General features: G+C 71.0%; 24 protein-coding genes. 7 read left to right on the top strand and 17 right to left on the bottom strand.

Translation table 11 applies throughout. The annotated features are described in order from the left end of the window. Positions 1-170 precede the first annotated feature (170 nt). From OOK41_RS10495 to OOK41_RS10480, 4 genes are all read right to left on the bottom strand, one after another. Positions 171-3,359: an ATP-binding protein gene (locus tag OOK41_RS10495; RefSeq protein ID WP_266264235.1), complete on the bottom strand. Its 3,189-nt coding sequence runs from the start codon at positions 3,357-3,359 to the stop codon at positions 171-173. Next, the gene (locus tag OOK41_RS10490; RefSeq protein ID WP_266264233.1) at positions 3,356-4,060 is read right to left on the bottom strand and encodes a hypothetical protein; all 705 of its coding nucleotides are present in this window, start codon (positions 4,058-4,060) and stop codon (positions 3,356-3,358) included. The genes OOK41_RS10495 and OOK41_RS10490 overlap by 4 nt, the downstream gene beginning before the upstream one ends. Before the next feature lie 15 nt (positions 4,061-4,075). Next, the gene (locus OOK41_RS10485; protein ID WP_117671400.1) at positions 4,076-5,155 is read right to left on the bottom strand and encodes a DUF559 domain-containing protein; all 1,080 of its coding nucleotides are present in this window, start codon (positions 5,153-5,155) and stop codon (positions 4,076-4,078) included. 126 nt (positions 5,156-5,281) lie between these two features. Further along, positions 5,282-5,683, bottom strand: coding sequence for a hypothetical protein (locus tag OOK41_RS10480; RefSeq protein WP_117671404.1), 402 nt, complete (start codon positions 5,681-5,683; stop codon positions 5,282-5,284). A 212-nt stretch (positions 5,684-5,895) separates the two neighbouring features. On the opposite strand from OOK41_RS10480, the gene OOK41_RS10475 reads away from it, so the two are divergent. From OOK41_RS10475 to OOK41_RS10460, 4 genes are all read left to right on the top strand, one after another. Further along, entirely contained in the window at positions 5,896-6,186 is a 291-nt protein-coding gene (locus OOK41_RS10475; RefSeq protein WP_266264229.1) for a DUF6403 family protein, read from the top strand. A gap of 11 nt (positions 6,187-6,197) precedes the next feature. Then, positions 6,198-7,610, top strand: a complete 1,413-nt coding sequence (locus OOK41_RS10470) for a hypothetical protein (protein WP_266264227.1) — start codon at positions 6,198-6,200, stop codon at positions 7,608-7,610. Then, the gene (locus OOK41_RS10465; protein WP_266264225.1) at positions 7,535-8,305 is read left to right on the top strand and encodes a hypothetical protein; all 771 of its coding nucleotides are present in this window, start codon (positions 7,535-7,537) and stop codon (positions 8,303-8,305) included. Before OOK41_RS10470 ends, OOK41_RS10465 begins: the two co-directional genes overlap by 76 nt. A 100-nt stretch (positions 8,306-8,405) precedes the next feature. Further along, complete coding sequence (locus OOK41_RS10460) at positions 8,406-8,696, top strand: hypothetical protein (protein ID WP_266264224.1); 291 nt, start codon at positions 8,406-8,408, stop codon at positions 8,694-8,696. A gap of 237 nt (positions 8,697-8,933) precedes the next feature. On the opposite strand, the gene OOK41_RS10455 is transcribed toward OOK41_RS10460, so the two are convergent. From OOK41_RS10455 to OOK41_RS10440, 4 genes are all read right to left on the bottom strand, one after another. After that, positions 8,934-9,056 (bottom strand): hypothetical protein, encoded by a 123-nt coding sequence (locus OOK41_RS10455; RefSeq protein WP_266264222.1) that lies wholly within the window; start codon positions 9,054-9,056, stop codon positions 8,934-8,936. Positions 9,057-9,091: 35 nt separating this feature from the next. Continuing rightward, on the bottom strand, positions 9,092-9,802 hold the full coding sequence (locus OOK41_RS10450) for a hypothetical protein (protein WP_266264220.1): 711 nt from the start codon (positions 9,800-9,802) through the stop codon (positions 9,092-9,094). 800 nt (positions 9,803-10,602) lie between these two features. After that, positions 10,603-11,667, bottom strand: coding sequence for a protein kinase (locus tag OOK41_RS10445; protein WP_266264218.1), 1,065 nt, complete (start codon positions 11,665-11,667; stop codon positions 10,603-10,605). 577 nt (positions 11,668-12,244) lie between these two features. Further along, positions 12,245-13,612: a hypothetical protein gene (locus tag OOK41_RS10440; RefSeq protein ID WP_266264217.1), complete on the bottom strand. Its 1,368-nt coding sequence runs from the start codon at positions 13,610-13,612 to the stop codon at positions 12,245-12,247. Positions 13,613-13,850: 238 nt separating this feature from the next. Here OOK41_RS10440 and OOK41_RS10435 point away from each other — a divergent pair, with 238 nt between their 5' ends. From OOK41_RS10435 to OOK41_RS10425, 3 genes are all read left to right on the top strand, one after another. After that, positions 13,851-14,000, top strand: a complete 150-nt coding sequence (locus OOK41_RS10435; RefSeq protein ID WP_266264216.1) for a hypothetical protein — start codon at positions 13,851-13,853, stop codon at positions 13,998-14,000. 29 nt (positions 14,001-14,029) lie between these two features. Beyond that, a complete protein-coding gene (locus tag OOK41_RS10430; RefSeq protein ID WP_266264214.1) occupies positions 14,030-15,235 on the top strand; it encodes a helix-turn-helix domain-containing protein in 1,206 nt (401 codons plus the stop codon). A gap of 274 nt (positions 15,236-15,509) precedes the next feature. After that, positions 15,510-16,226 carry an Abi family protein gene (locus tag OOK41_RS10425; protein ID WP_266264212.1) on the top strand — a complete coding sequence of 239 codons (717 nt, stop codon included), beginning with the start codon at positions 15,510-15,512 and terminating at the stop codon, positions 16,224-16,226. 232 nt (positions 16,227-16,458) lie between these two features. Here OOK41_RS10425 and OOK41_RS10420 read toward each other — a convergent pair whose 3' ends face one another. From OOK41_RS10420 to OOK41_RS10380, 9 genes are read right to left on the bottom strand one after another with little or no spacing between them, the layout of a single operon-like run. Further along, positions 16,459-17,652 carry a thiolase family protein gene (locus tag OOK41_RS10420; protein WP_117671410.1) on the bottom strand — a complete coding sequence of 398 codons (1,194 nt, stop codon included), beginning with the start codon at positions 17,650-17,652 and terminating at the stop codon, positions 16,459-16,461. Continuing rightward, positions 17,649-18,569, bottom strand: a complete 921-nt coding sequence (locus OOK41_RS10415; RefSeq protein ID WP_266264209.1) for an acyl-CoA dehydrogenase family protein — start codon at positions 18,567-18,569, stop codon at positions 17,649-17,651. The genes OOK41_RS10420 and OOK41_RS10415 overlap by 4 nt, the downstream gene beginning before the upstream one ends. Next, complete coding sequence (locus OOK41_RS10410; RefSeq protein ID WP_266264207.1) at positions 18,559-20,064, bottom strand: class I adenylate-forming enzyme family protein; 1,506 nt, start codon at positions 20,062-20,064, stop codon at positions 18,559-18,561. Before OOK41_RS10410 ends, OOK41_RS10415 begins: the two co-directional genes overlap by 11 nt. Next, positions 20,061-21,167 (bottom strand): acyl-CoA dehydrogenase family protein, encoded by a 1,107-nt coding sequence (locus tag OOK41_RS10405; protein ID WP_266264206.1) that lies wholly within the window; start codon positions 21,165-21,167, stop codon positions 20,061-20,063. Before OOK41_RS10405 ends, OOK41_RS10410 begins: the two co-directional genes overlap by 4 nt. After that, positions 21,164-21,961, bottom strand: coding sequence for an enoyl-CoA hydratase/isomerase family protein (locus OOK41_RS10400; RefSeq protein WP_266264205.1), 798 nt, complete (start codon positions 21,959-21,961; stop codon positions 21,164-21,166). Before OOK41_RS10400 ends, OOK41_RS10405 begins: the two co-directional genes overlap by 4 nt. Positions 21,962-21,965: 4 nt before the next feature. Then, complete coding sequence (locus OOK41_RS10395) at positions 21,966-23,123, bottom strand: CaiB/BaiF CoA-transferase family protein (protein WP_323136257.1); 1,158 nt, start codon at positions 23,121-23,123, stop codon at positions 21,966-21,968. An 11-nt stretch (positions 23,124-23,134) separates the two neighbouring features. Continuing rightward, positions 23,135-24,274, bottom strand: a complete 1,140-nt coding sequence (locus OOK41_RS10390; protein WP_117671422.1) for an acyl-CoA dehydrogenase family protein — start codon at positions 24,272-24,274, stop codon at positions 23,135-23,137. Between the two features lie 10 nt (positions 24,275-24,284). After that, positions 24,285-25,010, bottom strand: a complete 726-nt coding sequence (locus OOK41_RS10385) for an SDR family NAD(P)-dependent oxidoreductase (RefSeq protein WP_266264202.1) — start codon at positions 25,008-25,010, stop codon at positions 24,285-24,287. Between the two features lie 41 nt (positions 25,011-25,051). Continuing rightward, positions 25,052-25,882, bottom strand: a complete 831-nt coding sequence (locus OOK41_RS10380; RefSeq protein ID WP_165878220.1) for an IclR family transcriptional regulator — start codon at positions 25,880-25,882, stop codon at positions 25,052-25,054. Positions 25,883-25,885: the final 3 nt, after the last annotated feature.

The raw sequence follows: 25,885 nt of genomic DNA, 5'->3' as shown, positions 1-25,885 counted from the left end.
CGGGGGCGACCCGCGCGCCGGCCGGAGGGGGCCGGCACACCAGGGGAAGGTCCGCCCGCCGGCCGGGGAGGCCGGCGTCGCGGGGGCGGTCCGTGTGCCGGGGGTCGGTACACGGGCCGCCCCCGACGTCGTCCGGCGTGCGGCGGCCCTCCGGCGTGCGGCGGCCCGGCTCAGCCCGCCCGCCGCACCACCTCCTCCGGCGTCAGCGGTGCCTTGGGATGGTGGGTCAGGCACAGCGGGGTGTCCACCTTGACGAAGGGGAAGCCCTCCCCCGCGACATAGAACTGGCCGCTGTTCAACAGCCCGATGTCGGGCAGCCGGCCGCCCTTGGCCTCGGCGAGCTGCCGCGCCGCGTCGATCTGCGCCGGGGCGTTGAGCAGACCGAAGAACTGGGTGGTGGCGTTGCCCGAGATCTGGTTGTGCAGGCCCTTGGGTGCCTGGGTGGCGAAGACCAGCCCGAGGCCGTACTTGCGGGCCTGCGAGGCCAGGGCGATGGAGCTGGCCGTGCAGGCGGTGTTCCCGGTCGACGGGGCGAGGGTCTGCGCCTCGTCCATGACGAACAGGCCGCCCAGCGGCCGGTCCCCGGCCGGGTGCCGCCTGACCCAGGCGAACAGCGCCATCTGCAACTGGTTGACGAAGCTCTGCCGCTCCTGGTCGGAGGTGAGCCCGACGAAGCTGACCACCGACACCCGGGCCCGCCGGCCGGGCGTCGGGGTGAGCAGCAGGCCGGGATCGGCCGGGGCGCCCGCGCCGCCGAACAGCGGGTCGGTGACCATCGCCGCCTTGAGCGTCTCGGCCAGGTCGAGGGCCAGCTTGTCGGCCCGGGCCAGCCGGCTCACCCCGTCGGGCAGGTCGGCGAGGAACTCGGTGAAGGCGGGCAGGCCCACCAGGTCGGTCCTCGCGTACGCCAGCAGCGCCTCCGTCAGCACGGCCTTGCCCTGCTGGGCGAGCCGGGTGGGCCGGTCCACCCCGGCCCGGGGCGCTAGGGCCTCCACCGCCGAGCGGATGGCCTGGTCGAACTCGTCCGGCGAGTCCCGCACGGGACTGAAGTCCGGCAGCGGCTGGAAGCTCAACGGCCGCCCGGCGGTGACCCGGGGCGTCCAGACGACGACCTCCGTGTGGTCGAGGTAGTCCCGGGCCCGCTCGTCGTCGCCCGGCCCCCAGCCGACCGGCGGCTGCGGCCACGCGTCCCCCAGCCGGGCCAGGTCGTTGTTCGGGTCGAGCACGATCGAGGACACGCCCTGCCGGGCGCACTCCTCCACCAGCCGCCGGATCAGCACCGTCTTGCCGGATCCGGAGCCGGCGAAGACGACGGTGTGCCGGCGCAGCGACTCCAGGTCGACCGAGAACGGCTGTCCGTCGGTGGTGTTCCCCAGCCGGATCGCCGCCGCGCCCGCTACCCGGCCGTCGCCCGCAGAACCCGCCACCGGAGCGTCGTCGTGACCCGGTCCCGCAGCGTCGACCGTCCCCGCCACCGGGCCGTCGGCGTCCCGCGACACCGGCGTCACGGGTCCGTTCCCGTCCGCGGGGCAGGCGGGGGCCGGGTCGCCGAGCACCGTACGGAGCAGGGTGGTGCCGCTCGCCGGACGGCGGGCGACCAGCCACTCCTGGAAGGTGGCGTCGGGTTCCCGGGCCAGCTCCCGCAGCGCGGCGAACACCCGCAGGTCCGCCTCCGCCACGGCGCAGCGCAACCCGCCGGCCGCGTCGAACTCCGCCAGCACCTCCGAGGTGCGCTTCCCGGTCGGCCAGGGGCCGTTGCGCAGCAGCACCAGCCGCCGCTGCGGGTACTGCCGGTCCAGGCCGGCCATCGTGCAGGCCGCCCTGACCCGGGCGATCGTCGCGATCGCGTTCGGGTGGGCGATCCCCCGGAAGCACCAGTGCGCCTCGTTCTCGGTGGCCTCGTCGAGCACCTCGATCAGGCGGCCGTGCAGCGCCGGCTTGCGGCCCGGCGGCGGGTCGTGCTTGTACGTGGCCCCGGTCGGGGCCTGCTCGGCGATCCACGCGGCGAGCCCGGCGGCGAGCAGCGGCGGCAGGTGCTCGTCCTCGGTGCGGTGCTCCAGCGCGGGCCGCACCTCGGCCGCCGCCACCAGCCGGGCGAACCGCTCGTCCAGCGGGCGCAGATCCGCCGTACCGGCCGGCCCCGGCGGCGGGGCGACCGGAGGGCCCCCGCCGTCGACGAACCGGTCGAGCAGGGTCACCTCGTCGGCGTCGCGGCACCAGGCGACGTGCCGGTCCACCCGGCGCAGCAGGGCCCGCGGAGTGAGGTTCGGGGCGTCGGCAAAGGCGTCGGGGCTGATCGGCCACGTCGGATGGGGCGGGGCGAACCGTCGCTCGGTGAACACGGCGGCGAGCCGCTTCGCCACGATGGCCTGCCCGATCTGCGGCGTCGGAATCCGGTCGGGCAGCAGGGACACCCGGAACCGGTCCGCCACCGAGGTCGGCGCGCTGCGGGTCAGCAGCTCCCAGGTGTCCGGCAGGCAGGACACCACGAGCAGGGTCCGGCGGGTAACGTCGCGCAGGGTCAGCAGGCCGTCGGCGATCGGCCCGAACGCGGTCGCGTGGGCCTCGTCCAGCTCCGCGCGCGGGTCGAACATGGACGTGCTGGTCTGGGCGAACAGCGTGTCGAGCTGGTCGACGGCGATCACCGTCGGGTCGAGCGTCAGCGCCATCAGCCGGGAGATGTCCTGGACGACCTGCTGCGGGGGGCGTACGCCGTGGGTCAGCCCCCACTCCGCCCGGCGCGCCGGGTCGCCCGGCTCGCTGATCAGGTGGGCGTAGCCGATGTCCTGGTCGTCGAACTCGTGGGACCCGTGCAGCACCAGCGCCCGGACGGTGTCCTGGCAGTCCCGGCCCACCTCGCGGTGGTGGGTGCGCAGGGCGCGGACGAAGGTGTCCAGGTGCTCGCGGGTGAGCGGCTCGGTGCCGGACACCGCGTCCCGGACCTCGGCGGGGATGCCGAGCTGCGAGGTGAGCCGGCGCAGGAACTTGCGTAACTGCGTGTCCCAGCCACCGGACTCCCGGCCCATCCCCTCGACCATGGCCAGCGCGACGCTCGACCAGAAAGTCCGGCCGCTGACCATGTTGACCAGGAAGAAGTAGCCGCCGTCCTGCTGGATGCGCTCCCGGACGGCGCCGAGCAGGTGGGTCTTTCCGGAACCGGCCCGCCCCTGCATGGCCACCCCGAGGGGCCGGCTGGTGTCGTCGGTGCGGGCGCGGGCCACCCCGCGCAGGATCTCGGCGACCACCCGCTCGTGCAGCTCGGGCACGTCATACGGGGAGGGCCGCCACACGTCGTCGGGGGTGACGGCCGGGTGGAAGGTCAACGCCTCCAGCGCGGCGCGCTCGTCGTCAGGGATCATGCCGCCCCGATCGCCAGCATGTGGTTGTCCTCGTCCCCGATGCGTACCGCCGCCGCCCGGTCCCGCACGGTCAGCGACTTGCTGTTGGCGACCGGGATGATCCGTACACCGTCCTGCCGGACCAGTGCCCGCAGCGCCGTGTCCACCGCCGCGCGGTCGGCACCACCGAGGTGATCGCGCAGGTCGGCGAGGCCGACCCAGGCGCCGGGCCGCGCGGCCAACTCCCGGTACGCGGCCCGGACCAGCGCCTCGGTGTCGCCCCCGACGGACGACCGGGCCGGCGTGGGCGCGACCTCCGTGGGCGACGTGGGCGCGACCTCCGTGGCCGGCTCGGCGCCGGTCTGCTTGAAGAAGTCACCGTGGCTGATCCGCAGCCGGTCCAGCCCTCGGTGCAGGTTGGTGAGCAGGGTGAACAGTGAGCGGCTGGCCGAGCGGCCCGCCTTGGGCGGGGCGGCGGTGTGCAGCTCGCGCATTACCCGCCAACCCTCCTCAGTGAGGTCGTGCGAGAACGGGCGGTGGTTCCGGTCGGTCTCGACCAGGCCCAGCTCCACCAGCTTCTTGTTGTCCTTGCCGGTGAGCGTGAATCCGGCCAGCTCCTGCAGCTCGGCGTTGGTCAGCTTGCGTGCCTCCACCATCAGCACGACGAGCGCGTTGATCTGGTTCGGGGTCAGGCTCGGAAGGTCCGCAGTGCTGCTTGACATGGGGCCTCATTCCTGTCAGGGGTGCGCGCCGGCCGCGCGTCGTCGGGCCAGCAGTTCCCGGATGCTCCGGACCACGGCCTGGACGTCGGTCAGCACCTGCTCGTTGGTGAACCGGAGCACGTCGAGCCCGAGGAGCTGGAGCTGCACGTCGCGCCGCCGGTCGTCGGCGAACATTATTCGTCCCCGATGCTCCGGGCCGTCCACTTCGATCGCAAGCCCCTCGACCGTCCAGAACAGATCCAACCGATACGAACGGCTCAGGGGATGCCATTCGTAGGTGTGGTTCCACCGCCGGCCCCGGGCCCACCCGTGCGGGGCGAGAGCCCGCTCCAGTGCCTGCTCGGCGACGCTGTCCGGGCGCGGTGCCCCGGCCAGCGGCGGGTACACCAGCTCCGCAGCGGCAGCGCTGTCAGAGGCCCGACGGGCGTCGCCGGTCAATTCGTCGAGGTGCGCCGGGAGCCGGAGCCGCACCGGCCGGACCCGGTCGGCTCCGTGCCGGAGCGGGCCGACCAGCCACACCGCGCACCGGCCGTGCTGGACCAGCCACTCGGCCGCCGCCACGAGGACCCGCTCGTCCTCGGGCCCGGCCCCCTCCGGCTGCTCGGCCACCAGCACGCAGGACTCCCGGTCGTACGCGTCGGCGAGCACCCGGGTCAGGCCGGCGGCCCGCACCTCGGCGGGGAACCGCGACCGGCGACCGCTCCGGCCGGCGGCACCCGGGACGACCGGGTCGCGCAGCGCCCGCTCGGCGAGGTCGGCGAGGAACGGTCCGAAGTGGTCCGAGCGGGCCGCGAGCCGGGCGGCGAGCCCCCGGACGGCGGCCACGCCGAGCGTTCCGCCGCCGTCCAGCCGGCCCGCGCCCGGCAACCAGCGGGGGAACAACGCCCGGGCCGCGTCCGCCAACTGGTCGAGGAGGGCGGCGACCAGGCCGGGCAGGGGGAGGCCCCGCTCCGGACGGTGGGTGAGCACGGCCGGCGCGGCCGGGGGTAGCGGGTCGAGGGCCAACCGGAGCAGCTCGGGGTCGACGTCCACGAGGTGGCTGACCCGGCGCGGCGGGACGGCCGCCCACCAGTCCGCACCGGCCCCGTCACGCATGGTCGGGCACCCTACCGGGGCCTCGGCACGCCCGCTGCCCCGTGCCTGCGGCGGTACGACGGGAACGGGCAGTGCGGGCAGCCGCGCGGGCCGGCGGGCGGCGGCGCAGGGGGCGGGGAGGGCGGGTCAGCTTGCGGCGGGGCGGTGTCGGCGGAACAGGCGGACGCCGGCGCTGACCGCGGTGGTGCCGGCCGCCATCCCGAACAGGACCAGGAGCGCACCGACCGCCCACAGGCCGGAGTCGTCGCTCGTCGCCGCCTGCCACGCCCAGGCCACGGTGAAGGCCACCGTCATGACCGGTGCCACCAGCCAGGGGCTGAGCGTCCAGCCGCCGACGGCGGCGATCACCACCAGGGACAGGACGCACCCGACGACCTGCCACACCTCGTACGGGCCGCTGACCGAGTCGGTCACCGGGTCGACCGTGTACTCCGTGTCCCAGCCGAGCCAGGCCCACCAGGTTCCGACCGTCGCCACCGCGAGGACCAAGCCACCGAGCAGAGCACGCGTACGCGTCGAGGTATGCACGACACGATCCTTCCCTGGCGAACCGCGCGACGGATGAGCACCCCCACCCACCACCCCATGCCCACACACGAACGCAACCCGTAGGCGGCCGATCACCGCGGCCACGCGCCGGCAGCCCCGGATGGATCAGCTCGCCTCGATCAGCCAGACTCGGCCGTACCCTCGCTCGTCACGGAAGTGGACCCGGGCCCCTCGGCACAAGGCTGGTGCGCATGTCACACACCCTCCCGATCTGGCTGGTCGGCGGCCTGCTGCTGGTGGGTGCCGGCTTCGTGACGGCCCTGCTGCCCTGGTGGCGGGCCCGAGCGCAGGCGCACCGGACCGCCTGGTCCACTGCCCGCGCGGAGATCGACAGTGCGGCCGTCAGCCGGGACGCGGCAGCGTCCCGGGTGCCCGAGGCCGAGCAGTTGCTCACCCGCGCCGAACTGATCGCCGGTGGGCGCGGGGGGACGGGTCGCCGTCGTCCTCAGCGGGGGTCGAGGAGGGGTCGGCCGGCGAGCTGAGCGACGCGACCGTGCCCTCGGTCGCCGAGATGACCGCGCTGGTGGCCGCCGACCCCGTGGTGCGGCTCCCCGGGTCGGTCGCGCGGTGGAACGAGCAGCGGGTACGGGAGGCCATCGGGAACCAGCAGGTCCGCATCCTGGTCGCGCCGCCCGGGCTCGACAAGGACGAACGCGACCGGGTCCGGGACGTGAAGAACGCGACCCTCCGGGTGATCGGCACCGAGGTGAGCGGCGGCCTCTACCAGGCCGTCGCCGACGATTTGCCCGGCTGGCGCGCCCAGTTCGCCACCGGTGACGTGACGGATCTGCTGGTGACGCTCGTCGCCGCGCTACAGGACCAGCCCACCCCGCCCGACCGCGACGAGGTGCGCTGGCGGGAGCCCACCGAGCGGGAGCTGGCCACCGTCGCCGCCGACCTGCGGGCGACCGGGCTGCACGTCGGAGCCGGGGCCACGCTGACGAGGGTTCCCGGCGAGAGCGCTCGGCACGCCTTCCCGGACGGCGCCCGGGTCGTCGCGCTTCCCCCGCAGCGGGACGGCGCGCCGCTGCCCCGGTACGGTCCGGCGCTGACCGGGCTGTTCCCGGGCACCCCGATCGTGGTGATGTACGGCTCCTGGATCGAGTACCACGGTCCGGGGCAGGCGGACTTCGCGGAGCTGGCCGGGGCGAGCTTCTACGGTCAGTTCGCCAGCCGGCTCAGCCGGTACGACTACCCCCAGGACAACGTGCTGGCGGTCTACCTGAACCGGGTCACCGACATCCGGTACTCCGGCCTGTTCGACCGGCCCTTGCCGTACCGTCCGGTCGACCCGCTCCGGGTGGCGTTGCCAGCGCTGCCGTGGGTGTTCGCGGGCTGCGTGGCGGCGTTCCTGGTCCTGTCGATCCGGTCGCTGCGCCGACCCGACGGCGGTGCGGGGCGCCGGCGGGGCGGCCGGGGTCGGGATGGCATCCCGGCCCGGTTGGCCGGTCTCACCGCGCTCGCCGTCGAGATGTCCCTGTTGACCGATGCCCGCAGCGATCCGGCGCTGACCCGGGGGCATCGTCAAGCTGCGGGCGGCGAGCGAGGCGCTGGACGAGGAGCTACCGGAACGGCACGTCCGGACGCTGCTGAGGGAGGCGGCGGGCGAGTTGGACGACGCCGCCCGCACGATGGGCATCACCAGCTATCGACCGGACCTCTACCTGCGGGGCAGGTTGTCGTGAAACCCTCCGTACGACGTCGGCTCGGTGCCCTGTTCGGCACGCCTTCGGCTTCGCCGTCCTGGCCTGCGCGGTCCTGGCCGGCTGGGCGTTGTGGACCGGCGGGGCGTTGGACGGCCCGATCGCCCGCCAGGTCCGCACCTCGTCCGTGTACGCCGCGCCCGGTGTCGACCTGGACCAGGCCGCGGCGGAGCGGATCATCGGTAACCGCAGGCTGGTGGTGATCATGCTGGAGCCGGGCGCCGACCGCCGGAGCGCCTGCCACCAGGTCGAGCACGCCGCCGACGGGACAGTGGTGCTGGTGCTGAGCCGCGACGGGGACGACTACGACACGTACGGGTGCGCGCTGCTGCCCGGGCGCGACAAGGCGAACTTCGGCCGGGCCGCCGTCGCGGAGATGATCATCAGCCGGGGCATCGACACCTTCGCCGACCGCCCGCTGGAGGCGCTGAAGGTCGTCACCGTCAACTATGACCTGCTGGTGAAGGCCGGCACCGTTCCCGACGGCGCCCGCACGATCAGCCCGTCGCTGCCCCGCTTCCTGCTCGCGGGCGCGGCGATCGTGGGCGTCGTCGCCGGAGCGACGGTGCTCTACGTCGGGGGCCGCCGGGCCGGCCGGCTCGCGGCCATCCGCCGCGGCCGCCGCGACGAGCACGCCGACGGCCGTAGCGCGCTCAGCGCCGCCGCCGCCGTCCTGGCCCAGCAGATCATCGACCTCGACCAGCGGTACGCCCAGGCCGGCGGCACCGACCGGGAGTTCCGCCGGCGGTACCTGAGGCTGACGTCCGACTACGCGGCGCTGCTCGACGGCATCACGGCCGTGGACGGCAACGACGAGGCGGCCGTACGCGAACTCACCGAGCGCGTCGACTCGTTGCACCAGCGGGCGCTGTCGGTCGCCGGCCTGTCCGGCGGGTGAGTCGTGGTTGACGTGCCCGGCATGCACGTTGACGCGGTCCGCGAGGAGCGGGACGCGTTGTGGCGGCTGGTCGACGAGGCGCGGGGCCTGGCGAAGGCCGGTGACCTGGCGGGGCTGGGGGATCTCGCCAGCAGGGTCCGGCGGCGGCTGGCGACCGGCGACCGGCGACGGCAGGGTGGCCGGCCAGTTGCTCTCCGGACGCGGCTGGTCGACCCACGACCGGTACGACGCGTACCAGGCGACCCGCCCGGTGAACGCCGGGCTCACCGCCGCGCTGGGCTGCGAACTGCCCAGCTACTTCGGCGGCGACGTGGCCGTCGGCGGAGTCGCTGACGACGGGCAGGCTCTGCGGCTTTCGTACGAACGTCCAGGACGTCATCCGCCCGGATGAGCTGCAGGTCTGGAAACCGAAGGCCAAGCCAGGCATTCTGCACGACATCACCTGCGCCCCGCGAACTGCGAGTCACCCCCGAATTGAACTGGTTCGCAGCAGAACTCCACCTGCCGGCCCTGGCCGAATTCGGGAACGACGGCGCAGTTCACGGCATCAAAACTCCGGTCAAGCAGTCGGCAGACGGTCAACAGCTCGCGTGCGACAGCCGCACCTACGAACCGGCCGCTCCGTGGCCTACCCTGACAGAATAAATACGGCTTCGCAATCCTGATCGAACGGCTGGAGTTGTTGCGTCATGCCACCATCAGCCCACGCAGGATAGACGACATAATCGCCGCCGGACTGCACCTCACCCACTTCGAATAAGAATACCTACCGCAAATTCGCTGAGATTACTTCACCAAATTTGTCTTCGCCAGTAGCCTCGCGGTCCGAGCCTTCACAGCAGCCGTCGACGCCTTCCTGGCCAGGTCTCCGGCCCTTGCTATTGCCTCGGCCACCTTGTCGACTTGGCCGACCGCGACTTCTTCCTCTGCCCAATAGAGAGCAGCTAGAGCGGCGGCCTCATTCCGCTTAAATGCCACCAATGCGTTGATCGCTTTTTGATATTTTTCACGCCCCCCATCAACTTCTCCCAGCTTGAATGAAAGCAGGCCGCGGGTCGCGGTTGAAATCGCGGCGCCGGTGTCGCTGGGCTCAGCAAATTTAATGCGGTCCAGGGCTACCCTTGCCTCATCCAATCGACCCGATCGGGCGCAAGCAAATGCATAGTTGTTAAGAAGAAGTTCGGAGCTTGGGTGCGCCCGCAGTCCGGCGGATGCCGCAACGGCGGCCTTAACATCATCGCCTGCCAACACCGACGCGGTATAGGATGCGAAGATCGCCGGGTCCAAGGCAAATGGCTGATCAGCCAGCCATAGCATGCCATTAGTTACGGCCTTTTCGTACTCCCCCGCGCGAACATAATGAAGAGCCCTAGCTTCATATCCCATTGGCAAGTCGAGGAGCTCTGCTCGCTCTCCATTAACAGACAGCGCTAGCCCTTGGGATGACGACCACTCAGCCTGAGCCCAAGAATTCTCCGTTGGCTGCTCAAGTGACACGGCCAACATCTTCCGAGCCTGCCGAAATCGGCCAGAACGTAGCTCTATGACGGATAGGGCACTCGCTAGCTCGCTAAGATGCCACGGATCAATGCTTCGATCCTCGACCATCTTACGACCGCGTCGGATATGCTTCGAAGTTCGGTCAGCAAAGCTCGATGTAGCAATCTCAGCAGACAGAATCCAAGGGTCCAAGAGGTGACTCTGGTACTTATTAAGTAGATGGAGCGCCCGGCCCGGGTCATCTCGATAGACGTAAAATCTGGCAGCTGCACGCAAAAGGAAGCGGCTGACGGGCCCTACCTGAAGCGCTATTGTCATTGCCCGGTCTGCGGCATCGCCAGAGCCGAGGGTCGCATGGGCGCGCGCCAAGTCAGCCCATCTGAGCGAGTTCCGCGGTTCCCGTTGAAGAATCCGACGCAGAAGCTTTACCCGGCTGCGAATGTTAACTTCATCTAGCTGGGGCGGCGCTTCCGACTCCTCAATGCCCCGTTCGCCAATCACTTGCTGCGCGAGCCTTCGCACTGCGTGCGGTGAGGCCTCAGTGGATAAGATTAGTACCGCTGCGGCTTGTACGGCAGAAGAGCTAATACCCAAGACTGCGGCTGCCGAAAGAAGATCTCCGGCCGTATAAACTCCTGGATCGCTGTCGAAGGCGCACTGATACTCGCTGAGGAACTGGATCGGAGGAGTACGATTACCGTTCTTCAGAGAGTTAAGCTCCCCGCTACGTCGCGCCTGGCCCCACTGCCTCCAACGAGGAAGGACGTCCCTTGGTGCGGGGTTCTGTAGAGCGGTCATTAAGCACCGTTCCGTAAGTTGATCTCGGCTCTTCTGGCCAAGAGGTCAAATTGAGCAACCACGCGAACGAGCTCATAAGGACTGCCGGAGGCCTGCCTTCTGCTCTGCGGGTGGCCGCGTCGATCGGGGTCCGGATCGCAAAGGTAACGGATCATTTTTGCTACTTCACTTCTGATTGGCACTGGAATGTCTCTTGAAATCCGAGTGATTGTCCTACCGTAGGCGTCTTGAAGGTAGGGAAGAACTTCTTGATACTGGCCACCCCAGTTGCGCCACGAGTGCATCGGGTGCAGCTCCTGATACAGCAGGGCATTCATAGATGCCCCCGTAAAAAGAAAGGTCACAAGGCTGCCAAGCTGGTGCAAATCGCAGCCCAGCCGACGTGGGCCAAAGTCCACTGGAGTAGCATGGTACATCTGCTCGGGAGGGGCGTAAGTAGGATCACCTGCAATTCGGAAACCATCGTGGGCTGCAGGCATAGACCTGTCGGTCGCCCTGCCGAGATCCGAAACTTTGGTCACGTCCGGAAAGCTCGACTCTTGACCGCCGAATACGAGAACATTCGAAGGTTTGAGGTCTTGGTGCGCTATGTGCTGCCTGTGCAACTGCTGGAGACCAGTCGCAACATGATGCAAGCAACGAAGTTTAGCAGCTATGTCCAGATTAGATACGGTATTCAGTGCTGCCCTGATGTCGCCGTCGGCTTGTTCGAAGATGATGTAATTGACTCTTGGAAGAACGAACCCCGGAACATCTACCACCCCTTGACTGATAGCCAAGACGACACGTGACATCCGGGCTTCAGCACACTTGTTGAGAATATTGCATTCGAAGTTGTATGCCTTCGTCAACTGTTCTAGCAGCCTTGCTGGATCAGGTGAAGTTAGAGCCCTCGCCAGATTTAGCGCCTTACAAAATCCTCGTAACCCACCGTCGCTTTCGACCAGGTACCCTGTACAAAAGTTGCCACCAGTTGCTTGGGGGCCGGGGTCGAGCTTCTCGAGTACGCGCCATCCCCCGTCGAGCTTGAGACCTACCAGATTCTCAGCGGCATCCGCATTCATGATCGACTCCTCCTCAGGTGGAAAGGATACCGCTTGATCGCGTGGCTGGATCTCTTAGCGAGTCGCCTCTAATGAACTCCACCCGCACAGCTACCGTCATGCAGCCGATCGGCCGCGGCAAGTATCGTTCAGCATGACAATCGGGCGAGACGGCGCGCCTTCGCTAGGGCACAGACATGGAGCGAGCTGCTGCGCCCCCGATTCTTTGAGGTGATCTCATCAATACAAAAGGGTTGATTGGCGCGACGTGGGCGAAGGTGTCAAGTCGGGCGAAGGTGAGAATAGGCGTAAGCCAGAGTCATCCTCGGGATGCCATAGCGCCTCGGCCTCCCGGTCGGGCTTCCACCCAGGCAGCCAGCGAGAAGCTCAGCGTCCCGGCGTTGGGGACCTTCGAGTCGCGCATCGATTTGAACACCCCGATCCCGCACCCCCACGCACTGACCCTTGCTGCCGGAACGGCTCGACTTACGCCAGGGGTAGCGCTCCATGCTCGCTCAACTCCTTGATGAGTTTGATGGCGGCTCCTCTAACAGAGGGAGAAAAGCGTTCAGGCACGGGGCTGGCCGCTACGGCGTCATCAAGTGGCGATGAGATCCCTGGCGTCCTGACAGAATCGGCGGACGGCGGGAGTACGCCGGTAAGGAGCCAGCGCGCCCACCAGGTTGCGTACGTGCTTGATGCACCTGGCGGAGGTGACCTGTCCGGTAAGGGTCTGGACAGCCTGGTCACCAAGGGTGAGCGCCTTGTCCAACTCGGGGTGCTCCTGCCGAACGTAGGTGGTGGCGAGCAGCGCGTTGCGCAATGCACCCTCGCGGGTGCACTCGTTGCCCTGTAGCCGCAGCGCTGTCCGCAGGTGATCGCGGGCGCGTGGCCAGTCTTCGAGCTTGACGAAGCAGTAGCCGGCCTGGGCGTGAGCCTGCGCCTCGTTGACCCAGTAGGACCAGTCGGGGTCACCGTGCTCCGGTCGGCTGTCGATAAACCTGCCGAATGCGTTGTCCAGCGCGCGGCGGGTGTCGGTCACCGACCGATTGTTGGCGTACGCCTCGGCGGCCCGCAGGTCGAGGATCGCCGCCACCTTCGGGCTCGTAGCGGGGTAACTGGCTCGCGCAGTCTCAGCGAGGGTCACGGCCTGGCGGAGCTGACCGAGGTCCTTGGCCTGGCAGGACATGAACCCGAGGATGTTCGCGCCGAGTCCGCGATCGCCAGCGGCGTTTGCCTGGTAGAGGCCGGCGATCCAGAACCGTTGCGCCTGGGTGTGGTGGCCGTCGTCGAAAGAGAGCCAGCCGGCGAGGCGCAACAGCTCACCGGCGGTGGTGTGGAGGCGTCGGCCGACGGTGTCGGTGTAGCTGCGCTCTCGCAGCACCCCGACCACCGTGCTCAGGTGTTGGCGGACCAGCCCCAGGGTTTGGCCGCTGCCGAGGTGGTCGTCCATGCGTCGCAGGCTGGCTGTCACCGCATCCAGGTGGTCGACGACCTCACCGGACAAGGGGCGACCGATGGTAGACGCGATGTCCTGCGGCGATTGGGCGATCATCCACTCGTGCGCCGGTGACGTCAGTGCGGAACCGAGCAGAGTGAGGAACATCCGTCGGTGCATCATCCCCTCAGATTCGTTCACCACCTCGGCCGCCCGCAAGGCCCCGCCTGAGGACCAGGGCAGATCCAGGCCGACGGAGGCGGGCGCAGCCTCGAATCCCTCGTCCGGCCAGCCCAGTTCATCGAGACTGATTGTCCGCTTCAACTGCTCGGACAACAGTGCTGCGGTCAGCGATGGCCACGGACTGCGGGGTAGATCGCCCTTCTTCCACTTGTACGGCGTCTTGAGGTGCAGCCGCTCTGTGCGCCCATGCCGTTCAGCGCACTCGTTGAGGCGTCGAGCGAGATGCTCCGGCTGCCAGCCAACCTCGGCCAGCAAGCGGGCGATCGCCTCTCCGCTGAATGCCACCCCTCCGACCCCCTCACTCGTAGCGGCCCCTACACGGACAGTATCGGAAGCGTTCGCAGGCAGGTGGATACGGCACTGATGCGCACCGATAGGCACCACGCGCACCTACTTCCACCACAGCCTCGGGGAGGTCAACTGAACGCATCGAAGCGGGCGGTGTTCCGGCGCGGGCCATGGTGGTCGGCGCTGGCGTGCCAGCACGTCCGGACCTTTGACCCCGTCGAAAGCGAGGGTGTTCGTGATCTCCGAAGTCGTGTCGGTCGTGTTCGGTGGGCTGGTGCCGGGCTTCCTGCTCGGGCTCCTCGCGTTCCGGGTCAAGTCCCGGTGGTGTCCGCGCTGCGGGGAGTCCACGTTGGCCATGCAGCCGCCAACGGAGCAGGAGCGATGACCTAGCCCGTCCGGCGCACCGGCAACGAGTTGCCGATCGGGCGGCGGGTGGCGGAGCTGCGGGTCAACCGGGGCATGAATCAGCAGGTCTTCGCCGACCGGATCGGCAAGTCCAAGAGCTGGGTGGACAAGGTCGAGCGCGGCGTCCGTACCCTCGATCGGCTCTCGGTAATCCAGACGGTCGCCGCGGCCCTCGGCGTCGCCCCGACCGTCCTGCTCGCCGGCAAGGTCCAGCGGGGACCGGCCGCCGACGCCGACACCGGCAGCGCCGTGGAGCGGGTGCGCGAGGCGTTGTCGCGCTACGACGTACCCCGGCTCGGCAGCGACGGCCAGCCGGCGTCGTCGCTGCGGCAGCTTGACGGCCAGGTCGGGTACGCCTGGACGGCGTACCGCAACGGCCACCACGCCCAGGTGTTGCGGATGCTGCCCGACCTGCTCGGCGACAGCCGCCGGGCGTGCCACGCCCGGACGGACGACGCGTGCGCCGCAGGCCTGCCGGTGCGGGTGTACCGGCTCGCCGCCCAGGTGCTGGTCAAGCTCGGCGAGGCCGACCCGGCCTGGCTGGCCGCCGACCGGGCGATGAGCGCCGCCGCCGATGATCCACGGCTGGCCGGGCTCGCGTCGGTCTCAGTCGCCCAGGCGCTGCGGGCGCTGCGGCGGGGCAAGCTGGCGATGGCCGCAGCAGCAGCCGCCGTGCACCGCCTCGACCTCGTGCCGTCCCGGGCCTTCCTGCCGGAGGAGCCCGCGCTGACGGGAACCCTGCTGACCGAGGCCGCTCTCGCCGCCGCCGCGTGCGGGGCCGTCGCCGCCGCTGCCGAGTTCACCGAGCGGGCGGCCCACCTCGCCGCCGCCCACGGCGAGCGGCACCACGACGACCACGACGGCATCGGGTTCGGCCCCACCACCGTCGAACTCGCCCGCGCACTGACCGCCATGCGCCTCGGCGACCACCATCGGGCCGTCACCGCCCACCGGCGGGCCACCTCCAACGACGCCTGGCACCGGCTCCCCGCCGAGCACCGCGCCGCCCACCTCATCGACATCACCCGCGCCCACCTCGACCTCGGCGACCACCACGCCGCCGGCCGCGCCCTGGTCAGCGCCGACGGCATCGCCCCCGCCGAGACCCGCCTCCGCCCCGCCGCCCACGCCGCGCTGACCGCCGTGCTCCGCGCCGGACCCACCGCCGCCGACGTGGCCCGCCTCGCCGCCACCATCGGCCTGACCCGACAGTGACTGCCGCTGCCGACAGTCTCGCCAGCTCGCGGCTCACGGATCCCGAGCACCCTGGCCGTGAGCTGTAGTAGAATCACTCCGAACGCTCTGGGCGCCTTCGGGCCACCAGAGTTCTGGCTCGATAACTGTGGATGGCGCCCCCCGGCATCGGGTGGGCGCCATTCGTTTTCTCCGTCCCGCCCCGCACGCCTGACGTGCTGAGGGCCGCCATCGCCCTACGCTGTGCCCGGCACGGTATGAAAACGAATACTGACTCGTCTCTGGAGTGGAATGCGTGTCTGAGGCGACAGCACAGCTACTGAAGCAACGGTTCTCCCCTGAACGGCTCGGCGCCTACCAGACTGCGGTCGGCGGCGACGTCCACCAGGCTGTGACGCTGTATGAGTGGAACGCCACCATCAGCGGCGCTTTCTGGATCACTCTGGGCCATGTCGAGGTGCTCATTCGCAACGCGATGCACCAGCGGTTGACGGACTGGTCCAGCCGGACCTACCAGGAGCCCCGCTGGTATCTCGACCCAGGCCGTGTCCTGGACGACCGCCGGCACCAGCAGATCGCCAAGGCGCGCGCGCAGGCCACTCGCGACGGACGGCAGGAGACTCCCGGGCGGGTCGTCGCAGAGCTCACCTTCGGGTTCTGGCCCTTCCTGCTCACCAGCTCCTACGACCGTTCTCTATGGCCGCATCTGCGCGATGCCTGGCCGAGTAGGAACCTGCGCCGGGATATCCATGGACCCCTGGCCGAGCTACACGATCTGCGTAACCGGATTGGCCACCACGAGCCGATCTACAACCGGCCGCTCAAGGATCTGCATACCAAGGCGCTGGACCTGGCCTGTTGGACGTGTCCCGACACCGGGGCCTGGATCGCCGCGAGGTGCCAGGTGCTCACCATCCTGCAAACTCGGCCCTGGACCGTGCGGGCGTCCCACGCGCCGCAGCAACGGGGTGCGCACTACCGCCCGGCTCGGCCTGGACCCCGAAGGTCGTGATCCCCGCATCGGTGCATGAGGACCATGCTGCTGTCGCGGGCCAATCGGATATCTGACTCGCGGGCCACGCTCTCCTGTTCCTCATCGGCATCCCGGTGGCCACGGCGGAGCTGAAGAACCCGCTGATCGGCTCGGGGTCGGGCGGCAGGGACAACCCGCGTACGGCACCTACGCCACCTCGTACCTGTGGGAGGAGATCTGGCAGCGGGACACTGGCTCGCCCCGGACGCGGTCACCGGACGGTGACGATGACCGACTCGGCCTCGCCGACGCCGCCGCAGATGGTGACCAGGCCCCTCCCCCCGCCCCGCCGGCGCAACTCGTTGATCATCGTCATCACCAGCCGGCCGCCCGTCGCGCCCGTGGGGTGACCGACCGCGACAGCGCCGCCGTTGACGTTCGTCCGCTCGCGCAGCCGCAGCGCCCCGGCCCGGTCCCCGCCCGCCAGGGCAAGGGTGGTGACCAGGGGCACCGCCGCGAACGCCTCGTTGACCTCGATCAGGTCGATGTCCTCGATGGCCAGGCCGGCCCGGGCCAGTGCCCGCTGGGCCGCCCGCGCGGGCATCGACGCCAGGCGCTGCGGATCGCCGGACACCTGGGCGCACGCGCTGATGGTGGCCAGGCCGGTGGTACCGCGCCGCGCCGCCTCCGCCGTACCGGCCAGCACCAGGGCCACCGCGCCGGTACTCATGTTGGGCGCGTTGCCCGCCGTCACCGTGGCGCTGCCGTAGACCGTCGGCAGCGCGGCCAGTTGCTGTGCTGTGGTGTCGGGCCGCGGTACCTCGTCGGCGGCCAGCCGGACGGGGCGGCCGGTCCGGTCGGGCACGTCCACCGGCACGATCTCGTCGTCGAAGCAGCCGCGGGCCAGGGCGTCCGCGTACCGTTGCTGGCTGCGCAGCGCCCAGTCGTCCTGTTCGGCGCGGTCCACCCCGTACTCGGTGGCCTCGGCGCCGGCCTGCACGGCCCGGGGCACCCCCGTGTGCGGGCAGGCGACGACGAGCTGGTCGGTGAGCACGATGTCACCGATCCGGTTGCCGAAGCGGGCCGCGTGCACGAAGTACGGTACCCGGCTCAGGTTCTCCACGGCGCCGGCGACGCTCAGCGCGGTGTCGTTCAGCCGCAGTCCCCGGCTGGCCAGCGTGATCGCCGCCAGCGACGAACAGCAGGCCCGGTCGACGGTGTACGCGACCTTCTCCTCGGGGATGCCGGCCCGCAGCAGCACCTGCCGGGCCACCGAGCGCTCGGAGCCGGGGAAGTTCACCCCGAACGCCAGCTCGTCGACGTCCGCGCCGGTCAGCCCGGCGCGGTGCAGCACGGCGCCCACCGGGATCGCGCCGAGGTCGGGCAGGGGCAGGTCACGAAGGGCGCCGCCGAAGCGGCCGAACGGGGTACGGGCCGTGGCGAGGACGACAACGTCGTCGGTCATGGAAACTTCCTCTCGAAGACGTCGGCGGTCCACGCCGCCCTGCGGTACGGGGCCAGCGCCTGGGTGCGCAAAAGCGCGACGCGCCGCCCGTACCAGGCCACGCCGCCCTCTTCGGTGAACGCCATCGCGCCGTACGCCTGGAAGGTGTGGTATGTCGCGGTACGGGCCGCCCGGGCGGCGGAAAGGACGGCGGCGCGGGCGGCGCGGGCGGCGTCCGCGCCGCCCTCCGCCAGCCGGGACGCCGCCCGGCTGGTCAGGGCCCGCGCGGCGGCCAGTTCGATGTCGGCCTCGGCGAGCGGGAAGGCCACGCCCTGGAAGTCGCCCAGCGGCCGGCGGAACTGGTGGCGGCTGGCCACGTACTCGGCGGCGTCCCGAACCAGCCGGGCGCCGGCCCCGACGAGTTGCGCGGCGAGCGCCAGGTCACCCAGGGCGAGCGCGCCGCACTCGTCGGGGACGCGCCGGCGGGGTGCCAGCGGCACCTCGGCCCACAGCTCACCGGTGAGCATCGGTGCCAGCACCGCCTCGCCGGCCGGCGCACACTCCCAGAGGCCGTCGTCGGTGAGCGCGAAGAACACGGTGGCGCGGTGTCCCCAGGGCAGCGGGCCGCCGGTACCCACCGTGGCGATGCCGTTCGGCGGCGGTTCGGCGGCGGCGCGGGTCGCCAGGACGGTCTCCCAGAGCGGGCCGGGGCAGCCGAGGCCGCCCAGCTCCTCCATGACGGCGGCGATCTCGCCGGCCGCCTCGGTGCCCTCGGCCGCGAGGCCGAGGAACCCGATGTCGGCAAGGTCCTGCCAGGTCCGCTCGGGAAACCCGTCGCCGGGCAGGTGGCGCCAACCCTCCTCGTGGCGCCGGCACAGCGTACGCACCGCCTCCGCGAACTCGCGCGGCTGCTGGCCGTAGTCCACCTCAAGCGTCACGGGTGACCTCCCGTAGGGCACGTTTGTCCACCTTCATCGCCGGGGTCACCGGCAGCGCGTCGAGCACGTGGAACCGGCGCGGCACCTTGTACCCGGCCAGGGCGGCGCGGCAGTGCTCGCGCAGCCCGTCGGGATCCACGCCGCCACCGGGGTGTGGCACGACGGCGGCCTCCACCCGTTCGCCCCACAGCGGGTCGTCCACGCCGAACACCGCGACCTGGTGGACCTGCGGATGCTGGGCGATCACGTTCTCCACCTCGATCGGGAAGACGTTCTCGCCCCCCGAGATGACCATGTCCTTGGCGCGGCCGGCCAGGTGGAGGAAGCCGTCATCGTCGAGCCAGCCGAGGTCGCCGGAGCGGATCGCGCCGTCGACCGCCGTGGCCCGGGTCTGTTCCGGCCGCGCCCAGTACCCGGACATCTGCCACGGCGCGCGGACCAGGACCTCACCGACGCCGCCCCGGGGCACGTCGTGGCCGGCGTCGTCGACGATGCGGATCGAAACGCCCGGCACCGGGCGACCCAGCCCCCGGTCGACGCCGTCCTCCTGTTCCCAGGAGCGGACCCGGGCCACCGCGCCGAACTCGGTGGCGCCGTACCCGGTGATCAGGTGGGCCCGCGGAAACGCGGCGCGCAGCCGACCGGGGAAGGCCGGCACGCTGGCCGTGGAGCCGAACAGCACCCGGCGGATCGAGGCACCGTGCTCCGCGCCGAAGCCGGGATGCTCCAGCAGCCGCACCAACGCGGTGGGTGCGCCGAACAGCCGGGTGGGCCGGCCGGTGGCGAGCGCGTCGAGGACAGCGGCCTCGTCGAAGCGCGGCAGCAGCCAGGCGGTGCCGCCCGCGAACAGGGTCGCGAACACGATCGTGGCGACCGCGATGTGGAAGAACGGGGAGAAGTACAGCTCCACGTCGGTGCGCCGGATCTCCATCTGCGCCTGGCAGGACGCGGCGTACTGGTACAGCGCCGAGTGGGTCCAGGTGGCGCCCTTCGGTTCGCCGGTGGTGCCGCCGGTACCGATGATCATCGCGGCCGACTCGTCGCGGAACGCGGGCGACGACGGGGCGGGCGTCACGACGGTCAGCGACATCCGGTCGGTCAACGGCCCGGCAGCGCCGGCCGAGGGCAGCGTGGCCAGGCCGCAGCCCAGCCTGGCGGCCAGCTCGGTGGCGGGTTCGGCGGCCAGCAACTGGGCCGGGCGGAGCGGGGCCAGGAAGGCGTACGCCTCGGGCGGGGCGAGCCGGATGTTCAGCGGCACCGCGACCGCCCCGGCGGCCATCACCCCGAACAACGCGGCCAGATGCGGGGCGCCGGGCGCCAGCGCGGTGACCACCCGGTCGCCGGGGGCGACGCCGAGGGCGCGCAGCGCGGCGGCGTGCTCCTCGATCGCGGTCCACAGTTCCGCGTAGGTGTACTCGCCGACCGGGTCGATCAGCGCCGGCGCGTTCGGCGCGTGCCGCGCGTGGTCGGCGAGCACGTCCAGGAACCCGGTCATCGACGTCCTCCCAGCCCGAGCGCCTCGCGGGCCAGCACGCCCAGCATGATCTCCGAGGTGCCGCCGGCGATGGTCTCCATGAAGGTCTCGTGCCACAGGAAGCTCGGCGTGCCGGTGCGGGCGGCCCCGGCATCGCCGACGTCGAACGGCAGCCGCGCGATGCGTTGCAGGGTCCTGCTGCCCAGCAGCTTCGCCCGCGCCGCCTGCGCGGCGCCGTCCTGGCCGGCCTCCAGGGCCGCGAGGGTACTCATGGCCGCCACCTCCACCTCGGCCACGTCCAGCGCGATGTCGGCGATGTCGGCGCGGGTCCGGGCATCGGCCGACCAGCCCCGCTCGCCCGACCAGCGCAGCAGATCCTCGAAGTCGCGGCGGACCCGGCCAGGCAGCACCATCAGATGCCGCTCGACGGCCAGCGCGGCCCGGATCAGCCGCCACGCCTCGCCTTCGGCGCCGATCCGGTTCTCCTGCGGCACGTAGACGCCGTCGAGGCTCACCTCGTTGAGCCGGTGCCCGTCGATGGTGTCGATCGGCCGGATCTGCACCCCGGGCGCGGTGAGGTCGAGCATCAGCAGGGTGTGACCGCTTTCCGGGGTACGGCACAGCAGCCACAGGTAGTCGGAGTTGTGCGCGTCGGAGGTCCACCGCTTCTCGCCGGTGACCCGGTACCCGTCGCCGTCGGGCACCGCCCGGGTGCGCACCCCGGCCAGGTCCGATCCGGCTTCCGGCTCCGAGTATCCCAACGCGAAGCTGATCTCGCCCAGGCCGATGCCGGGCAGGAAGCGGGCCCGCTGCTCGTCCGTGCCGTGCCCGACGATGGTCTTCGCGACGATCCCGGCGGCCAGGTCGGGGCGGACCGCGCGGGCGTAGGCCAGCTCGTCCCAGACGATGAACTCGGTGGAGGGCCGCGCGCCCTGCCCGCCCCACTCACGCGGCCAGGCCAGCCGCAGCCAGCCGCGCCGGCCGAGCTCGCGGTACAGCTCGCGGCTGGCGCCGCCGCGGCCGTGGAAGTACTGCATCGGGTCGCGCTGGTGCGCGTGTTCGGCCAGGAAGACCCGCACCTCGTCGCGCAGGCGCTCCTGGTCGGCGGTGAAGGCCCACCTCATGCCGGCACCTCGACGTTCCACTGCGGCGGGCGTCGCTGCACGAAGGCGCGCGCACCCTCGACGAAGTCGGGGTGGGCCCACTGCCGGCGGGCCAGTTCCCAGCCGTACTCCAGGGCCTCCTGGTGCGGCCGTTCGGCGGCGCCCCAGATGGCCTGCTTCGAGCGCGACACGGCACTCGGGGAGTTGGCGGCGATGGCCGTGGCCAGTTCCCGCGCGGCGTCCATCAGGCCGGCCGCCGGCACCAGTTCGTCGACCAGACCGAGCTGGTACGCGCGGTCCGCGGCGAGCCGGAAACCCCGGCCCGCCAGCGTCATCCGCAGCACGGTACCCAGCGGCAGGCGGCGGGCCAGTCCGATGTTCTCCACCGCACCGACCTGCCCGACGCTGACATGGGTGTCCATGAACTGGGCGTGCTCGGCGGCCACGACGATGTCGGCGTCCGCGACGAAGTGCAGCCCGCCTCCGGCGACCAGCCCGTTCACGGCGCAGATGACGGGCTTCCACACCTGGTTCTGCAACGGTGACCAGACGATGTCCTCGGCCACCGTGCCGTGCCCGGACGAGGTCGTACCGGTGTCGGCCACCTCGCGGACGTCGGCGCCGGTGCAGAAGTGCCGGTCCCCGGTGCCGGTGACGACGACCACCCGTACCGACGGGTCGTCGCGTACCGTCGCCCACAGCTCGCGCAGCCGGGGCCGCATCCGCCGGGACAGCGCGTTGCCCACCTCCGGCCGGTTGAGCCGGATGGTGGCGATGCCGTCGCGCTCGTCGTACTCGATGTCCTCGTTCGTCATGTCGCTAACCCACGATCCGCTCGGCGCGCAGCCGCTCGATGTCCACCCCGGCAAGTCCGAGGCCGGCGAGCAGTTCGTCGGTGTGTCGGCCGTACCCGACCGGCGGGCCCGGCGGCACCGCGGCGGTCCGGGAGAACCGCGGCGCGGGTGCCGGCTGGGGCGTCCCCGCGACCGGCACCAGCGTGCCCCGGGCGGCCAGGTGCGGGTGAGCGGCGGCCTCGGCCATCGACAGCACCGGTGTGACGCAGGCGTCGGTGCCGTCGAACACCGCGGTCCACTCGTCCCGGGTCCGGGTGGCGAAGATCCGGGCGAACGCGGCGGCCAGCGCGGGCCAGCGCTCCCGGTCGTGCTGCGGAAAGTCGGCGGCGGCCACCCCGAGCCCGGACAGTAGCTGGGCGTAGAACTGCGGCTCGATCGCGCCGACCGCCATGAAGCCACCGTCGCCAGTGCGGTACGTGCGGTAGAAGTGCGCCGCGCCGTCGAGCACGTTGCTCTCCCGCCGGTCCGACCAGGTGCCGGCGGCCAGCATCCCGTGGAACATCGCGGTCAGCGAGACCGCGCCGTCGACCATGGCCGCGTCGATGACCTGCCCGGCCCCGGAGCGCTCCCGTTCCCGCAGCGCGCAGGCGATGCCGAAGGCCAGGTACATGGCGCCGCCGCCGAAGTCGCCAACCAGGTTCAACGGCACCGGCGGTGGCAGCTCGGCCGGGCCCATCGGGTGCAGCGCTCCGGCGATCCCGATGTAGTTGATGTCGTGCCCGGCCCGCTGGGCCAACGGGCCGTCCTGACCCCAGCCGGTCATCCGCGCGTAGACCAGCCCCGGATTGCGGTCCAGGCATGGTTGCGGGCCGGCGCCCAGCCGCTCCATCACGCCGGGCCGCATCCCCTCCATCAGCACGTCGGCGCCCGCCACGAGGCGCAGCAACAGGTCCACGCCCTCGGGCCGCTTGAGGTCCAGTGCCACGGTGCGCCGGTGCCGGTGCCGCGGATCCGTCTCGGCGCTCGCTCCCGCACCCGGCGCGGGGGTGCCCACCCGGTCGACCCGGATCACCTCGGCGCCCATGTCGGCCAGCAGCATCCCGGCGAACGGCACCGGTCCCAGCGCCGCCACCTCGATGACCCGTACCCCGTGCAGCGGCCCGGACATGACATCTCCTCCGATGTGTGCGGTGTTCATCGCAGTGCCGACACGCCGAGCAGGTGCTTGCCCAGGTGCAGGATCTGGATCTGGCTGGTGCCCTCGGGGATGGTCGCCTCCCGCGCGTCGCGGAAGTACCGCTCGACCGGGGACTCCTCCATCAGCCCGGCCCCGCCGTGCACCTGCAACGCGAGCGTGGCCGCCTGACCGGCCGCCTCGCCGCAGTAGTACTTGGCCATCGAGCACTCGTACCGGCCCGGCAGCCCGGCGTCGAGCGTGCGGGCCGCCTGGTAGCCCAGCAGCCGGGCGGTCTCGGTGAGCGTGGCGACCTGTACCACCATCTCCTGCACGAGCTGGAACCCGGCGATCGGGCGGCCGAACTGCTCCCGGGTACGGGCGAAGTCCACACAGGACTCGAGGCACGCCTGGGCCAGCCCGACCGCCCCCATGGCCATGTTCAACCGGCCCAGGTTGACGCCGGACATCGCCAGGGCCAGCCCACGGCCCAGCTCGCCGAGCAGGTTGGCCGCCGGTATCCGGGTCTGGTCGAAGACCAGTTCGCAGCTCGTCGTGGCCCGCAGCGGCATGTGCGGGATGTCGTAGGCCTGGTACTCCGACTCCGTCCGGTCGACCAGGAACGCGCTGACCTCGCCGGTGTCCGGCACCCGGGCCAGCACGACCCCGAAGTCGCCGGCCAGGGCGTTGGTGATGTACAGCTTGCGCCCGTTGACGACGTAGTCGTCCCCGTCGCGCCGGGCGGTCGTGCGCAGCGCGCCGGCGTCGGAACCCGCGTCGGGTTCGGTGAGCGCGAACCAGCCGAACCGTTGCCCGGCCAGCAGCGGCCGGAGGAACCGTTCCTTCTGCTCCGGGGTGCCCGCCGTGCTCAGTACCCGGGCCAGCATGCTCTGCACGTTGAGCGTGGTGCGCAGCGAACCCCAGCAGCGGCCGGCCTCCTGCATCAGCAGCGCCAGCACCATGTGGCTGGCGCCGTCGCCGCCGTCCGCCTCCGGTACCACGCCCCGCACGTACCCGAACTCGTACAGCTCGGTCAGCCGATGCCAGGGGAAGGTACGGGCGCGTTCGTGCTCGGTCACGATCGGCGCGATCTTCGCGTCGAGGTACGAGCGCACGCTGTCGCGCAGCAGCCGCTCGTCCTCACTCAACAGGACGTCCATCGCCGCCGCCTCAGCTGAACCGGCCGCCGGTGACGTGCAGCACGTCCCCGGTGATGAACGAGGCTGCCGGCGAGGCGAGGTACAGCGCGGCGGCGGAGATGTCCTCGGGGGTGCCGAGGCGGCGGATCGAGTTGGCGCGCTGCGCCCGTTCCGCGATGGCGTCGAACTTCGGGTGCCGGCGAACGGTCTCGGTGGCGATCAGGCCGGGGGCGATCGCGTTGACCGTGATGTCGTGCTTGCCGAGTTCCTTGGCCAGAGTGCGGGTCAGGCCGACGATGCCGGCCTTGGCCGCCGCGTAGTTCGCCTGCCCCGGGTTGCCCAGGTACGCGCGGGAGCTGATGTTGATGAGCCGTCCGTAGCCGCGCTCGATCATGCCCGGCGCCACGGCTCGGCTGCACGCGAAGGTGCCGTACAGGCAGACGTCGAGCACCTGGTGCCAGTCTTCGTCGCTCATGGACACCAGCGGCCGGTCCACCGGGAAGCCGGCGTTGTTGACCAGGATGTCGATGCGGCCGTGGCGGGCGTTCACCTCGGCGGCCATCGCGTCGATGCTCTGCCGGGACGTCACGTCGAGCACGTGCGGATGGGCGTCGACGCCGTCCGCGGCGAGCTGCTCGACACCGCGGGCGGCTGGTTCGGCGGCGATGTCGGCGACGATCACGGTGGCGCCGGCCAGCCCGAGTTCCCGGCTGATGGCCAGGCCCAGCCCGCCCGCTCCGCCGGTGACCACGGCCACCTGACCGCGGAGCGTCTGTGTTGAAACCGAGGCCGTAGCCGTCATGTGCGGTACTCCCTGTCTTTCGGAGGTTGGTGGTCGGCCCAGGACTCGTCCTGACCGACGAGTTCGGTGCGGCCGGCGAGCATTTTCGTGATCCGCTCGCAGCATTCGCGCAGCAGCCGCCCGTACAAGGCGGATTGTTGTTCGTCCATCTCACTGGTGAAGGCCACGGCGGCGGCGACCAGCCGGATCCGCCCGTCCGGCCCGAAGATCGGCGCGGCGACGGTGCTGACGCCCAACGCGTAGCCCTCGTGGTCGACCGCGAAACCCTGCTCGCGCACCCGTTCCAGGTCGCGCAGGAAGATCTCCTTGCGGGCGACGCTCTTGCTGGTGAACAGTTGCAGCCCGGTGGCCAGCGCGGCACTGACCTGCGAGGGCTCGTCGTAGGCGAGGAAGACCCGGCCGAACGAGCCGCCCTGGATCGGCACCGGCGTGCCGACCTGCAGGGTGATGCGTACCCGGTGCGGGCGCTCCAGCTTGTCGACCAGGATGATCTCGGTCAGGCTGATCCGCCGGTACAGCACGATCGTGGCGTTCATCTGGTCCAGCAGTTTGGCCAGGCTGCGCTTGGCGATGCTGACGTCGTTCATCTGGTTGGCCGCGGCGGCGCCGAGTTCGACCAGCGCGGGGCCGAGCTGGTAGCCCTGCCCGGCGTCGTCGTACTGGACGAGGTTCTCGGCCAGCAGGGTGCGCAGGATGTAGTAGGTGGTGCTCTTGTTCATGCCGGTGGCTTCGACCGTCTTCGCCAGCGACATCGAGTCCTGCGCCGCGAGCAGTCGCAGCACCCGTACGGCCCGTTCGATGGCGGGGACCCGGTATTCCTCGGTCATGGC

Origin of the sequence: Micromonospora sp. NBC_01655, from assembly GCF_026339755.1 — a bacterium.
Lineage (GTDB): Bacteria > Actinomycetota > Actinomycetes > Mycobacteriales > Micromonosporaceae > Micromonospora.
Note: the sequence above shows the minus strand (reverse complement) of the source record. Positions and strands in the feature narration are given on the sequence as shown.

Bases quoted from the DNA above. Each gene is read 5' to 3' on its own strand.
- OOK41_RS10475 (WP_266264229.1), top strand. From the start codon at position 5,896: ATGTCACACACCCTCCCGATCTGGCTGGTCGGCGGCCTGCTGCTGGTG.
- OOK41_RS10490 (WP_266264233.1), bottom strand. From the start codon at position 4,060: ATGTCAAGCAGCACTGCGGACCTTCCGAGCCTGACCCCGAACCAGATC.
- OOK41_RS10400 (WP_266264205.1), bottom strand. From the start codon at position 21,961: ATGACGAACGAGGACATCGAGTACGACGAGCGCGACGGCATCGCCACC.
- OOK41_RS10405 (WP_266264206.1), bottom strand. From the start codon at position 21,167: ATGAGGTGGGCCTTCACCGCCGACCAGGAGCGCCTGCGCGACGAGGTG.
- OOK41_RS10410 (WP_266264207.1), bottom strand. From the start codon at position 20,064: ATGACCGGGTTCCTGGACGTGCTCGCCGACCACGCGCGGCACGCGCCG.
- OOK41_RS10445 (WP_266264218.1), bottom strand. From the start codon at position 11,667: ATGAATGCGGATGCCGCTGAGAATCTGGTAGGTCTCAAGCTCGACGGG.
- OOK41_RS10390 (WP_117671422.1), bottom strand. From the start codon at position 24,274: ATGGACGTCCTGTTGAGTGAGGACGAGCGGCTGCTGCGCGACAGCGTG.
- OOK41_RS10485 (WP_117671400.1), bottom strand. From the start codon at position 5,155: ATGCGTGACGGGGCCGGTGCGGACTGGTGGGCGGCCGTCCCGCCGCGC.
- OOK41_RS10420 (WP_117671410.1), bottom strand. From the start codon at position 17,652: ATGACCGACGACGTTGTCGTCCTCGCCACGGCCCGTACCCCGTTCGGC.
- OOK41_RS10380 (WP_165878220.1), bottom strand. From the start codon at position 25,882: ATGACCGAGGAATACCGGGTCCCCGCCATCGAACGGGCCGTACGGGTG.
- OOK41_RS10495 (WP_266264235.1), bottom strand. From the start codon at position 3,359: ATGATCCCTGACGACGAGCGCGCCGCGCTGGAGGCGTTGACCTTCCAC.